We start from the raw sequence: 12,931 nt of genomic DNA, 5'->3' as shown, positions 1-12,931 counted from the left end.
GTTTTAACCGCTGGCGTCGAGCAGACTGGCGATCGGGTCGCCCTCGGTTTCGCGCTTGCGGACATAAGGCGGCGGCAGGGCGCGCGACAGCATTTCCTTCCAGATGACCGCCGGCGCGCGGCCGCCGGTGACGCCTTTCATGGGCGCATTGTCGTCGCGCCCGACCCAGACGACACCCACGAGGCCCCCGGCGTGACCGGCGAACCAGGCGTCTCGGCTGTCCTGCGAGGTGCCGGTCTTGCCGGCAACGGGGTAGCCGGGAATGCGCGCGCCGCGGCCCGTGCCCCATTCGGCGACGCTCATCAGCATGTCGTTCGCCTGCGCAATCGCGTATGACGGCGCGGCTTCGCCTATGATGGAGCCCTTGCGGCGGTAAACGAGATCGCCGTCAGTCGTTTCGATGCGGTCGATCACATGAGGTTCGACGCGAAAGCCGCCATTAGCAAATGGCGCATAAGCGCCGGCGAGATCCATAGGCGAGATTTCATCGACGCCGAGCGCCAGGGCGGGGCCGAGATTGAGGTCGCCAGGCCAGCCCATGGCCTTCGCCGTTTCGCGCACATGGGCGCGGCCGGTTCTTTCCTGCACGCGCACCGCGGCGCTGTTCAAGGACCGGGCGAGCGCTTCGCGCAAGGTGACCTCGCCGTAAAACTTGTCGTGATAGTTGCCGGGGGCCCAGTCGCCGACCTTCACCGGCGCGTCGAGCACTTTGTCGTCCGGCGTTTGCCCTTGCTCCAGCGCGGCGAGATAGACGAAAGGCTTGAAGGCCGACCCCGGCTGGCGGCGCGCCTGAGTCGCGCGGTTATATTGGCTCTTTGCATAATCGCGCCCGCCAATCATCGCCCGCACAGCGCCTTCGCCGTCGAGAATGACCGCCGCGGCCTCCGTTTCGGAAAGACCTTCGCCCGCCAGCGCAAAGCCGGCGACAAGGCCGGTCTCCGCCGCTTCCTGCACTTTCGGGTCGAAAGTCGTGCGCACCACGAAATCGGCGTCGATTCCGGCGGCGAGCGGGCGCATCTCTTTCATCACATAGTCGACGAAATAGGGTGCGGCCTCAAAGCGCGGCGCGGCGAGCAGGATGGGCTTGCGGATCGCGCGATCGGCTTCTTTGCGGGACAGGAAGCCGGCTTCGACCATCTGTTCGACGACAAGGCGGCCGCGCTTGCCGGCGTCTTCCGGGTTCGATGTCGGCGCATACCGCGACGGCGCCTTCAAAAGCCCCGCCAGCACCGCCGCCTCGCCCACATTCAGATGACGCGCCGACTTGCCGAAATAGCGGTGGCTCGCCGCATCGACGCCATAAGCGCCGGCGCCGAAATAAACCCGATTGAGATAAAGCGTCAGAATTTCATCCTTGCGGAATTTGCGCTCCAGCCAGAAGGCGAGCATCAATTCCTGGATTTTGCGCTTCATGGTCCGGTCGCTCGACAGGAACACGTTCTTGGCAAGCTGCTGGGTGATGGTGGAGCCGCCCTGGCGCACCTCACCTTCATTCGCGTTGACGATCAGCGCCCGGACGATTGACACCGGATTGGCGCCGAAATGGTGATAGAAATTTCTGTCCTCGACAGCGAGCACCGCTTCGGGCACGTGATCCGGCAATTCCGAAAGCCTGACGGGCGCGCCCTGCGCGCTCCCGCGCATCATGATCGGCGTGCCGTCGGCGGCGAGCAGCGTGATCCGCGGCGCGTCGCCCTCGCGCCACAACGCCCCCGTATCCGGCAAGTCGCTGGCGAAATAAGCGAACAGCGCCGCAAGGCCGATCAGCCCGGTGAGCGCGAACACGCCGAGCTCCGACGCCGCCCGGGCGAAAGGCGCAAAGGCCTCTCCCCTTGTCTTCCGCCTGCGCGTGCGGCGCGCGCGACGGCGCCCGCCCGCCGCGGAACGGCGGGCGCGCAGCGGGGAGGCCTTGCGGGCCTTGGTCTTCTTTCGCGTGGTCTTGCGGCGGGCCATAAGCTCCATGCTTCGAACTTCGTGGTTAACGAGGCGTAAATGACGCAAATCCTTGGCGCGCCTGACATTTCACTCGCCCAGAAAAGGCGCCATACTGTTGAACCGGCGGCTGCGCCGCCGGAAATGGCCGAAAACGCGGGGCGGGGACGCGCCGAAAAGAAACGGGGACGAAGCTATGCCGGAAGCGGCGACGGTCGTGGAAACGGGGCCAGACGAAAAAACCGAGGCGATTGTCGCGGCGGCGCGCAAGATGTTTTTAACGCTCGGATTCGACGGCGCGAGCATGGATCAGATCGCGCTCACCGCCGGGGTCTCGAAGCGCACGGTCTATAACCGCTTCCGCTCCAAGGAAGAACTCTTCGGCGCCGCCATCACCGAAACCTGCAAGACGTTCCTGCCGGTCAATGTCGACGAAATCGAGCTCACCCTGCCGCCGGACGACCTGGTGCGCGCCTTGAGCCGGCAATTCGTAAAAGGCGTCCTTGATCCGGAGGCCCTGTCGCTGCGCCGGATCGCCGCCTTCGAAGCGGGGCGCAATCCCGCTATCGGCAAGATGTATCTCGAACGCGGCGCGGAATGGATGGTGGCGCAATGCGCGCCCATCCTCGAACGGCTTGCAAAGCGCGGCTTCGTCAAGATCGATGACGCGGCGGACGCGATCTGGCGCCTTGGCGCGCTGATTACCGAACCGCTTTACACGCGCGTCCTGCTTGGCGATCCGCCGGCGGATCTCGACGCCGCCATCGACGCCCAGATCGAAAACGGCGTCGAAGCCTTCAAGAAAATCTACGCGCCGGAATAAGCCGGCGCTGCAGAGCTGAAATTTCGCGCAAAAGAAAACCGGCGCAGCGTGACGCTGCGCCGGCTCTGAAATTCACCTGAAAGCCTTTCGCCTTCGCTTACTCGAAGGAGATCGTAACGTCCGAACGGCGGTTCAGCGGCTCGCGCACGCCATCCGGCGTCGGCTTGGCGAGGTTGGTTTCGCCGTAAGCTTCAAGCGTGATGCGGTCGGCCGGAACGCCGTTGGCGATCAGCGCGTCGCGCACCGTGCGGGCGCGGCGTTCGGAAAGCGCCTGGTTGTAAGCGGAGCTGCCCGACGTGTCGGTGTTGCCCGCGACGACAACGGTTTCGATGTCGTTTTCAAGGGCGCGCGCCGCGGCTTCCTGAACGAGGGTCGAGGCCTGCGGCGTCAGGTTCGACTTGTCATAGTCGAAATAGACGGTGAAATCGATGGGTTCGAGATCGGCCGCGGTGTCTTCCATCGGCTGCGGCGGACACGCCGCAGAGACCGGCACGCTGGAGCCGTCCCAGCAGTCTTTATATTCGACCGGCGCCGGGGCCGGTTCGCTCGCGCCGAAATTCCAGCGCAGACCGGCGAACAGGGTATGCGATTGGGTGGCGACGTCGACGCCGGCCGGCGCGCCGTTGATGGTCGCGGTGTAGGTTTCCTTGAGCGTGTCGAAGTAACGATAGGACAGGTCGAGGGCGAGGCCTTCGGCGAGATCCACCGCAACGCCGGCGATGCCCTGATAGGCGACAGCGCCCTTGCTGCCGCCATAAGAGATGCTCAGCGGCGAGGTCGGCGCGCCCGGATTGACGGAGCCCGTCACGTCCGGATCCACGAAAGCGACGCCGACGCCGGCGCCCAGATACGGCGTGAACGCGCTTTGCGTTTCGAAATCAAAGAGCCCATTGGCCATGATCGCCATGGTTTTGTAATCGCCGCTTATCGAGCCGGACGGCCAGCCGCTGAAATTCGGGGCGAGGGGATCGATCTGGTCGATGTCATTGGAACGGTAAGAGAATTCGAGCTCCGTACGGAACGGGCCGGCATAGTCATAACCGAGCGCGGCGTAAACGCCGATGCCGAGGTCCATGTCCGCGGAGCTGTCAAAGACGACCGGCCCGGGGTTCAAGACGCTGTCATTGCTGACATCGTTCTCGTAGCCCATGTAATTAAGGCCGGCGCCGATCGCGCCGTAAAGACCTTCATAAGCGTGCGCGGCCGGCGCGAAGACCATGGCCGAGGCAGCCGCTAGCAGAGTCGTCTTGAGTTTCATTGTTCCCCTCCTCAGGTGGACAGAACGATTGCCGCACCCGCGAAGATCGGGGCGGCTTTCGGTGAATTTCACGCATTCCGTAGCGGGTTTAGCGCCCGAAATATAGCCTAACTCTCACGAATTTCTCCAAAAGGATTAATAACGGATTAACGCTGTTGCATCAACGCATCTCCACCCGCAAGCTGGCCGAATTTGCGGGCTAACGCCCGTCGCGGGGCGTAAGTTCCAAGACGGGCTGAAAATAACCGGAGTCGTCCATGCGCGCGCCGATAGCTGTCTTTTTCTTAATGATTTCAGGCCCTCTCGCCGCCGCCGAAGGGGACAACGCCGCACGCCTCGCCCGCCTTCAGGGCCAAGTGTCCGCTGACCGCATTGAAGCCGATATCGAGCGTCTTGTCGGTTTCGGCACCCGGCATACGCTGTCCGTGACGGACTCCGAGACCCGCGGAATCGGCGCCGCCCGGCGCTGGGTCAAGTCGGAATTCGAGAAGATCTCGTCCGAATGCGGCGGCTGCCTCGAGGTCATCACGGTGAGCGATTTCGTCGAGGGCGAGGAGCGCATCCCCGAGCGCACCGAAGTCGTGAATGTCGTGGCGGTCCAGCGCGGCCGGCTCGACCCCGACCGCATCGTAATGATGAGCGGCGACATCGACAGCCGCGTCTCCGATCCGCTCGACGCAACCTCCGACAGCCCCGGCGCCAATGACAACGCCTCGGGGCTGGCCGGCGTTCTCGAGGCCGCAAGGGTGCTTTCCAAGGAGAAATTCGCCGGCACCATCGTCTATGCGGGCCTTTCCGGCGAAGAGCAGGGATTGTTCGGCGGCAAGATTCTCGCCCGCTACGCGCTCGATCATGGCTGGCGCGTCAAGGCGGTGCTCAACAACGACATGATCGGCAATATCGAAGGTCTCGACGGGGTGATCGACAATTCCACCGCCCGCGTCTTTTCCGAAGGCGTGCGCGCGACGGAAACGCCGGAAGAGGCGAAGACCCGGCGCTTCACCGGCGGCGAAGTCGACAGCCCGTCGCGCAACCTCGCCCGGCATATCGATCAGCTTGCGGACGACTTCATTCCCAATCTCGATGTGATGATGGTCTATCGCCTCGACCGTTTCGGCCGCGGCGGTCATCACCGACCCTTTAACGCGGTCGGGATCCCGGGCGTCAGGATCATGGAGACCCATGAGAATTACACACGCCAGCATCAGGATTTGCGCACAGAAGGCGGGATCGCCTATGGCGACGTGATCGAAGGCGTCAATTTCGATTACGCGCGCAAGCTGACATCCCTCAATGTGGTCGCGCTCGCCGCCATGGCGTCCGCGCCGCCTTTCCCGGCGAATGTCGAGATCGAAGGCGCCGTCAAACCCTCGACAACCTTGAAATGGACGCGTCCCGAAGGCAAAGCCGCGCGCAATCTCGAAGGCTATCGCATCCACTGGCGCCTTACCGACGCGCCGCAATGGACGCACAGCGTCGACGTCGGCGATGTCGAAGAGTTCACGCTCGAAAACACCGTCATCGACAATTATTTCTTCGGCGTCTCCTCGCTTTCGAAGGACGGCGCGGAAAGCCCGGTGGTGTTTCCGGGCGCGGCCGGGAGCTTTGGCGACTGACGATTATTTCGCATGCGCACAATATGCGCGGGGCTGCGCGATAAGCCCCGCATCCGCGCAACTTAACTGCGAAAGACGCGCAAATGCGCGTGTCTGTGCGGCGAGGCGGCGTTAATCTTTATTCTGGCCATATGAATTTCCCTCGGTTAGGCTCGCCGCGGGGAAACCGATTCAAAACGTGGGGTGTTCCAATGAAAGCTATCCTCTGGATTATTCTTTTGCTGCTGGCGGTCGTCGGCGTGGCGTCGATTGTCGATTATTTCGGTTGGTATGACGTGCCGATGATCGACGTGGCGCCTGAAGCCGCCGCCGAAGCGCCTGCCGAATAAGGCCGGCGCAAAACTTTTTCCCGACGCCCCGGAACAGTCCCCCGTCATGGGTTGCGCTGTTCCGGGGCGTTTTCTATGAAAGCCGCTGACGGTGCTCCCGCATATGGGAGAGAATAGGGAACGCGGTGTAAATCCGCGGCTGTGCCCGCAACTGTAAGCGGCCAGGCGCCCGCTACGAAGCCACTGGAAGCTCTTGAGCTCCGGGAAGGCAGGCGGCGCCGACCATCCGCAAGCCAGGAGACCTGCCGTCCGCGTCGTCTCTCGTCCGGCCGGGATCAGCCATGGCGAGCGGAACCTCCGTCAGGGCGACATCCAACCTTAAAGGAGAGTCGCCATGACTGCATTTTCCCCGCGCGCTTTGCGCAACACCATCACGCCCGCAATCGCCAGCGCCCTTGCCTGCGCAACGTCGCCCGCACTCGCCGAAGACGAAATCATCGTTTCCGTCTTGCGCGCGCCGACGCCCCTGTCGGAAACCGGATCGTCCGTATCCGTTATAACCGCCGAAGAGATCATCGACCGGCAATATGTCTTCGCCGCCGACGCGCTGCGCGATGCGGCGGGCGTCGCGATTGCGCAAAACGGCGGCGCCGGCGGCGCTTCGAGCGCGCGCATTCGCGGCGCCTCGAGCGGCCAGACGCTAATCGTCATTGACGGCGTTGTCGCCAACGACCCGTCGGCGCCGCAAGGGGGCTTCAACTTCGCCAATCTCGACGCTTCGACAGTCGAACGCATCGAAGTTCTGCGAGGCCCCCAATCCCTGCTTTACGGCGCCGACGCCATCGGCGGCGTCATCTCCGTCACAACAAAGCATGAAGGAACCGAAGGCTTCCTCGAAGGCGGCTCCTTCGGAACTGCGCGCGCCGGCCTCGCCGCCGGCTTTGAAAACGAAGACTTCTATGGCCGCCTCTCTTTAAGCGGCGTCACCACGGACGGCGTCTCCCGCGCCGACGCAGGAACCGAAAAAGACGGCTATCGCGCCGGAACCGCAACGCTGTCCGCCGGCGCGGAGCTTGCCGAGCACTGGCGCGGCGAGATTGCCTTGCGCACCACCCATTCGCGCGCCAAGATCGACGGCTTCCCGCCGCCAGCTTACACGCTCGGCGACACCGAAGAAATCGAACGCACGGAAGATTATCTCGCGAGCGGCAGGCTTTTGCAGTCCTTCACGAATTTCGATGGCGCGCTGACCCTCGCCTATAACGCCATCGACCGGCGCAACACCGATAACGGCGTTGAGACCTATTCTGCGAAGGGCGGGCGCCTGACCGTCGATTATCTCGCCGACATCGCCTTGAGCGACAATCTGCGCCTCCTCGCCGGCGCCGAGGCGGAACGCACAAGCGCCGAGGTTTCCGGCGTCGATGAAAGCGCGAAAGCCGGCGCCGTTTTCGCCGCCGTCGAGGTAAAACCGGTCGAGGCCGTGACGCTTTCGGTCGGCGGACGGCGCGACGAGTTCTCGAATTTCAAAGGCGCAACCACCGCGCGCGCCTCCGCCGTCTGGCGCGTCGACGAGACATGGCGCCTGCGCGCAAGCTGGGGCGAGGGCTTCCGCGCGCCAAGCCTGTTCGAACTTAATTACGATCAGTTCGGAGCCACGCCCAATCCGAACCTTCGCCCGGAAAAAGCCAACGGCTTCGATATCGGCGTTGAAAAGCTGTTCGGAGATGACGGGCGCCAGCGCCTTGCGGTGACCTTCTTCCGCACGCGCGTTGAAGACCAGATCGATTTCGATCTCATCCAGTATGGCTATTACAATATCGATAAAACCCGCGCGCGCGGCGTCGAGGTCGAGGGAAATTTCGCGCTGTCCCCGCGCCTTTCCGCCGATCTGACCTACAGCTTCACGGACGCTGTCGATCTTTCAACGGATGCGCAGCTTCTGCGCCAGCCGAAGCATAAAGGAACGGCGGTCGTCACCTATAAGCCGGCGGACAAGCTGTCCCTTTCCGCCAGCGTCATCGTCAATGGCCGCGAAAACGACAGCCCGGCGCCGAATGACGGGTTTGTCCGTCTCGATCTGCGCGGCGCCTATCAGCTGACGGATGCGCTGGAGCTTTACGGCCGCGTGGAAAATGCAACCGATGCGGCGTATCAGGATGTCTCCGGCTATGGCGAGCCGGGGCTTGCCGCCTATGGCGGCGTCAGGGTGCGGCTGTGATCCGGCTGACGGTCCTTCTACTGGCGCTCGCCGCCGCCTTTCCGGCGGCGGCGAAGCCCCGCGCCGTCTCCCTCGATTACTGCACCGACCAGTATCTCTTGAAACTTGCCGATAAAGACCAGGTCCTCGCCGTCTCGCGCGGCGCGGACAAGGATTATTCTCATCTCAGAGCCGAGGCGGTGAACCGCAAACAAATCCGTCCGTCCCGCGAAGAAGTTTTCGCGCTGGCGCCCGATCTTGTCCTGCGCCAGTGGGGCGGCGGCGCCAATGCGGAGAAAAATTTCACCGCCTTTGGCGCGCGCGTCGTCTCCCTTGGCTACCCGGAAGATTTCGAAGGCGTCAAAGACAATATCCGTCTTGTCGCCGATGCGCTCGGCCAAGAGCCCCGCGGCGAAGCGCTGATCGGCGAAATGGAGGCGCGGCTCGACGCGCTGGCACGCACATCCGACTCAAAAAAGCGCGCGCTTTATGTGACGCCCGGCGGCGTCACCGCCGGCGCCCACACCATGATCGACGCAATGATCCGCGCGGCGGGGCTCGTCAATGTTGCGGCGGAGGAAGGAGAATCCTACTGGCCGGCCCTGCCCGCCGAGGAGGTTCTGCTGGCGCCGCCGGATTTCATTGTCGGCGGGTTTTTCGTCTCCCGCGATGAAGACATCAATCACTGGTCGGCGGCGCGCCACCCCGCCTTGAAGCGTCTTCTCGAGAAAACGCCTTCCGTGCAATTGCCGGCGGACCTTGTAAGCTGCGCCGCCTGGTTCTCCGTCGATGCGGCGGAAATGATCGCGAAAGGCGCTGAATGATGCGCGCGCTTTCCCTCAACGCCATATTGGCGGGCGCCAGCGTGCTGCTGGTCCTCCTGTCGCTGTTTATCGGCCCGGCGGCGATCGCGCCCGGCGACGCGCTCGCCGCGCTTTTCACCGATCAGGGCGCCGTCTCCGCGATTATCCGCGAAATCCGCCTGCCGCGCGCGCTCGCCGCCTTTCTCGCCGGCGCCTGTCTCGGCGCGGCGGGGGCGGGCCTCCAAGGGCTTTTGCGCAACCCGCTGGCCGATCCGGGCGTGCTCGGGGTCTCCGCCGCCGCGGCGCTCGGCGCCGTCATCGCCATCTATTTCAATCTCGCCGCGCTCGCTTTCTGGGCGGCGCCGATGATGGCGATCCTCTTTGCGCTCGGCGCGACGGCGGCGCTTTACGCGCTGGGCGCGGGGCGCGTCACCACTGCACGGCTCATCCTTATCGGCGTCGGGCTGTCGTCGTTTTGCGGCGCGCTGATCTCGCTCGCCATGAATCTCTCGCCGAACCCTTTCGCGCTCTCCGATCTCATCAACTGGCTGTTCGGCACAGTGGCGAACCGGAGCTTTCACGATCTCGCCCTCGCCGCGCCTTTCGCCCTGCTCGGCTTCATCATGATCGTCGCCTCGGCGCCGGGCCTTCTCGCCCTGACGCTGGGCGAGGAAACCGCCGACAGTCTCGGCGCCGATCTCAAACGCACGCGCGCGCTTGTCATTATCGGCGCGGCGTTCCTGGTAGGCGCCAGCGTCGCCACCGCCGGCGCCATCGGCTTTGTGGGCATTGTCGCGCCGCATCTCGTACGCGCCTTCGCCGGACAGAACCCGGCGCGGCTGCTTTTGCCATCGGCGTTGATGGGCGGCGTCATGCTCGCCGGCGCCGACATCGTCATCCGCCTCCTGCCTTTCGATCAGGAGCTGAAGCTCGGCGTCGCGGCGGCGCTGATCGGCGCGCCCGGCTTCGTCTGGGTTGCGGCGACGACGAAAAGGATCGCCTCATGATCCTCGAGCTCGATCATATCTCGGTCTCCCTCAAAGGCCGGCGCATCCTCAATGATATTTCCATGAGCGCGCGCGAAGGCGAGTTCATCGGCCTTATCGGCCCCAATGGCGCAGGCAAATCGACGCTGCTTAGAACCGCCGCCGGGCTTTTGCCGGTCGAGGCCGGAACGCGGCGGCTCGCCGGCGCGGCGATGGAGACGCTCTCGCCGCGCGAACGGGCGCGCGCGCTTTCCTATCTGCCGCAGACGCGCCCGCTTTACTGGGCCATGCCCGTGCGCAGTCTTGTGGCGCTGGGGCGTTTCGCCTGGGGCAATCCGCTAACGGAGGATGCGCGCGACGCTGAAGCCGTGGACTGCGCGCTCGCCGCCTGCGGCGCCGGCCATCTCGCCGACCGTCCGGCGAGCGAGCTTTCCGGGGGCGAGCTGTCGCGCGTGCATCTCGCCCGCGCGCTTGCGGGCGAAACGCCGCTGCTTCTCGCCGACGAACCCGCCGCCGCGCTCGATCCCGCGCATCAGCTATCGGTGATGCAATTGCTGCGCGCCAAGGCGGAAGAAGGCAAAGCCGTCATCGCCGCGCTGCACGATCTGACGCTGGCGGCGCGCTACTGCACACGCATCGTGATGGTGCATGAGGGCGGCGTCGCCGCGGACGGCGCGCCGAAAGACGTTTTGACGGACGATCAGTTGCAGCAGGTTTTCAGAATCCGTGCGCGGTTCGATGCGGAAGGCGGCCTCGCCATTCACGCGCTCGAAAATTAATTTGCGCCCGCGCTTTTTTCCTTGCGCCAATAGACTTCGGGAATGTTCTGACGCTTCGCTTCCGCCCGCGCGGCGATAAACAGAACATCCGACAGGCGATTGAGATATTGAAGTCCGAGCGAGGCTTCCGGCGCCGTGCGATGAAACGCCGCCATGGCCCGCTCCGCCCGTCGGCAGACCGCCCGCGCCACATGGGCAAAAGCGATGACCGGCGCGCCGGCGGGCAGAATGAACTCTTTCAACGGCGGCAGCTCTTCGTTCAACGCCGCCGCCGCCTCTTCGAGACGCGCCAGGTGGTCGTCCGACAAAACCGGCGCGCCCGGAAAGGACAGCGCTCCGCCGAGATCGAACAGATCGTGCTGCACCCCGGTCAGAAGATCGGCGAGCGCGCCTTTTTCAAGATGGGCGATGACGACGCCGATATGGGAGTTGAGTTCGTCCACCTCGCCGATCAATGCGATGCGCGCATCGTCCTTTTTAAGGCGGGTTCCGTCGGCGAGCGAGGTTTCGCCCTTGTCGCCGCCGCGGGTGACGATTTTATTGAGCCTGTCTGACATGGGTCTCAGCCTATAAGAAAACGCCCGGCGGTTCGACCGCCGGGCGCTTCACAAGATGGAATGAAATCAGCTTTTTGTGGGCGGATGGACGCCCGGCCCCATGGGCTCGCCGATCTCCCGCTCGCCGGCGAGGGGGTGTTCTTCGTCTTTCAGCGTCTTCAGATGCATCAGCCAGTTGATCGCCGGCGAAACGACGATCAGGCCGATGCCGACCCAGACGGCGAGCCAGCCCACATTGGAGTAGACGTCGAGCACCACGGGCTCGCCGTCAGGCCCCACGGCCGCCGTCGCCTGGGCGATGAGCGCTGCAACCGCATTGCCGGCGCCGGAAGCGAGGAACCAGGTCCCCATGATAAGGCCCACCATGGACCGCGTGGAAAGCCGCGTCATGGCCGAGAGGCCCACCGGCGACAGGCAAAGCTCGCCGGTGGTGTGCAACAGGTAAATCAGGAAGATGAAGATGACCGGCGTCAGACCGGCGTTGCTGGTGGCGCCCCAGACGAGCACGAGGAAGCCAAGCCCGAGCTGAATGACGCCGAGCCCGAATTTCTGCGGCGCCGTCGGTTCAAGTCCGCGCTTGCCGAGATAAACCCACAACATGGCGAAGACCGGACCGAGCAGAATGATGTAGATCGCATTGATCGACTGGAACACCGAGGTCACGATCTCTTGGCCGAAGATGGTGCGGTCCACCTGGTCGCGGGTGAAGATGTTCAAGGACGAGCCGGTCTGTTCGAAGAGCGCCCAGAAAAGAACCTGTATCGAAATCAGGAAAACGGCGGCGAAAATGCGGTCGCGCGCATGGGGTTCCAGGGTGAAGACGGAGCGATACAGAATATAAGCCACTGTCAGCGCGCCGGCAATCATCAGGAGCACATTCACCGTGTCCTGATCGCGCACCACCCACCAGACGAAAATCGTCATGGCCAGCGTGCCGACATAGATGAGCCATTCGGTGGAAAGGCCTGCAAACCGTTTTTTCTTCAACAGCTCCAGATCGGGCGACTCGCCTGCGCCTTTGAGAAGCGGCCTGCCGATGACGAAGACGACAAGACCGGCGAGCATGCCGATGCCCGCAAGGCCGAAACCGTATTTCCAGCCGAAGGTTTCGCCGAGATAGCCAGCGAGCAGCGCGCCGAAGGCGGCGCCGAGATTGATGCCAACGTAAAACAGCGTGAAAGCGCCGTCGCGGCGTGTGTCGGTCTTCGGATAAAGTTCGCCGACAATGGTGGAGATATTCGCTTTCAGGAAACCGACGCCCATGATGATGAGCGCGAGCGAGAGATAGAAGATGTTGATGATGGTCGCATCGGGCGATCCGCCGGGCGCCACGGGCTCGCCTTCCACCGCCATGCCGAGATGCCCCATCACAAGAAGGACGGCGCCGACCTGCACGGCACGCCGCTGTCCGAGATAGCGGTCGGCGAGAACCCCGCCGATCACCGGCAGGATGTAAACGAGCGTCGTATAGGCGCCGTAAAGGCCGTAAGCGGCGCGCTCCCCGAAAAGAAAATGCTGGGTCAGATAAAGAACCAGCAGGGCGCGCATGCCGTAATAGGAAAAGCGCTCCCACATTTCGGCGAAGAACAGAATGAACAGCCCTTTCGGATGATTGCGCATCTGAAAAAGCGTCATCAAAAGGCCAATAAGCGCGATGCCGCCCAGGACCAGATAAAACATATATGAACTCCCTCTAGCGGCGACCCGG

Annotated in this window: 11 protein-coding genes and 1 riboswitch; of the genes, 7 read left to right on the top strand and 4 right to left on the bottom strand. The window is 63.7% G+C overall.

The window, feature by feature from the left end; translation table 11 throughout:
• Window positions 1-3: 3 nt before the first annotated feature.
• Window positions 4-1,953, bottom strand: coding sequence for a transglycosylase domain-containing protein (locus CW354_RS09990; protein WP_165793632.1), 1,950 nt, complete (start codon window positions 1,951-1,953; stop codon window positions 4-6).
• Window positions 1,954-2,128: 175 nt separating this feature from the next.
• Between CW354_RS09990 and CW354_RS09985 the strand changes: the two genes are divergently transcribed.
• Window positions 2,129-2,755, top strand: coding sequence for a TetR/AcrR family transcriptional regulator (locus CW354_RS09985; RefSeq protein WP_133162264.1), 627 nt, complete (start codon window positions 2,129-2,131; stop codon window positions 2,753-2,755).
• A 97-nt stretch (window positions 2,756-2,852) separates the two neighbouring features.
• Here CW354_RS09985 and CW354_RS09980 read toward each other — a convergent pair whose 3' ends face one another.
• Window positions 2,853-4,013 (bottom strand): OmpA family protein, encoded by a 1,161-nt coding sequence (locus CW354_RS09980; RefSeq protein ID WP_104829844.1) that lies wholly within the window; start codon window positions 4,011-4,013, stop codon window positions 2,853-2,855.
• A 257-nt stretch (window positions 4,014-4,270) separates the two neighbouring features.
• On the opposite strand from CW354_RS09980, the gene CW354_RS09975 reads away from it, so the two are divergent.
• From CW354_RS09975 to CW354_RS09955, 6 genes are all read left to right on the top strand, one after another.
• Window positions 4,271-5,629: a M28 family metallopeptidase gene (locus tag CW354_RS09975; RefSeq protein WP_104829843.1), complete on the top strand. Its 1,359-nt coding sequence runs from the start codon at window positions 4,271-4,273 to the stop codon at window positions 5,627-5,629.
• 191 nt (window positions 5,630-5,820) lie between these two features.
• Window positions 5,821-5,958, top strand: coding sequence for a hypothetical protein (locus tag CW354_RS23405; RefSeq protein WP_165793631.1), 138 nt, complete (start codon window positions 5,821-5,823; stop codon window positions 5,956-5,958).
• 72 nt (window positions 5,959-6,030) lie between these two features.
• Window positions 6,031-6,222, top strand: a riboswitch (cobalamin riboswitch).
• Window positions 6,223-6,292: 70 nt separating this feature from the next.
• Window positions 6,293-8,119, top strand: a complete 1,827-nt coding sequence (locus tag CW354_RS09970; protein WP_104829842.1) for a TonB-dependent receptor plug domain-containing protein — start codon at window positions 6,293-6,295, stop codon at window positions 8,117-8,119.
• A complete protein-coding gene (locus CW354_RS09965) occupies window positions 8,116-8,922 on the top strand; it encodes an ABC transporter substrate-binding protein (protein WP_104829841.1) in 807 nt (268 codons plus the stop codon). Before CW354_RS09970 ends, CW354_RS09965 begins: the two co-directional genes overlap by 4 nt.
• Window positions 8,919-9,908, top strand: coding sequence for a FecCD family ABC transporter permease (locus CW354_RS09960; protein WP_207764733.1), 990 nt, complete (start codon window positions 8,919-8,921; stop codon window positions 9,906-9,908). The genes CW354_RS09965 and CW354_RS09960 overlap by 4 nt, the downstream gene beginning before the upstream one ends.
• Window positions 9,905-10,666, top strand: a complete 762-nt coding sequence (locus CW354_RS09955) for an ABC transporter ATP-binding protein (protein WP_104829840.1) — start codon at window positions 9,905-9,907, stop codon at window positions 10,664-10,666. The genes CW354_RS09960 and CW354_RS09955 overlap by 4 nt, the downstream gene beginning before the upstream one ends.
• On the opposite strand, the gene CW354_RS09950 is transcribed toward CW354_RS09955, so the two are convergent.
• Both CW354_RS09950 and CW354_RS09945 read right to left on the bottom strand, forming a co-directional pair.
• Window positions 10,663-11,223, bottom strand: coding sequence for a cob(I)yrinic acid a,c-diamide adenosyltransferase (locus CW354_RS09950; protein WP_104829839.1), 561 nt, complete (start codon window positions 11,221-11,223; stop codon window positions 10,663-10,665). The two genes, CW354_RS09955 and CW354_RS09950, sit on opposite strands and share 4 nt — an antisense overlap.
• A gap of 66 nt (window positions 11,224-11,289) precedes the next feature.
• On the bottom strand, window positions 11,290-12,903 hold the full coding sequence (locus CW354_RS09945; RefSeq protein WP_104829838.1) for a peptide MFS transporter: 1,614 nt from the start codon (window positions 12,901-12,903) through the stop codon (window positions 11,290-11,292).
• Window positions 12,904-12,931: the final 28 nt, after the last annotated feature.

The organism is Hyphococcus luteus, from assembly GCF_002943565.1.
Taxonomy (GTDB): Bacteria; Pseudomonadota; Alphaproteobacteria; order Caulobacterales; family Parvularculaceae; genus Hyphococcus; species Hyphococcus luteus.
Note: the sequence above shows the minus strand (reverse complement) of the source record. Positions and strands in the feature narration are given on the sequence as shown.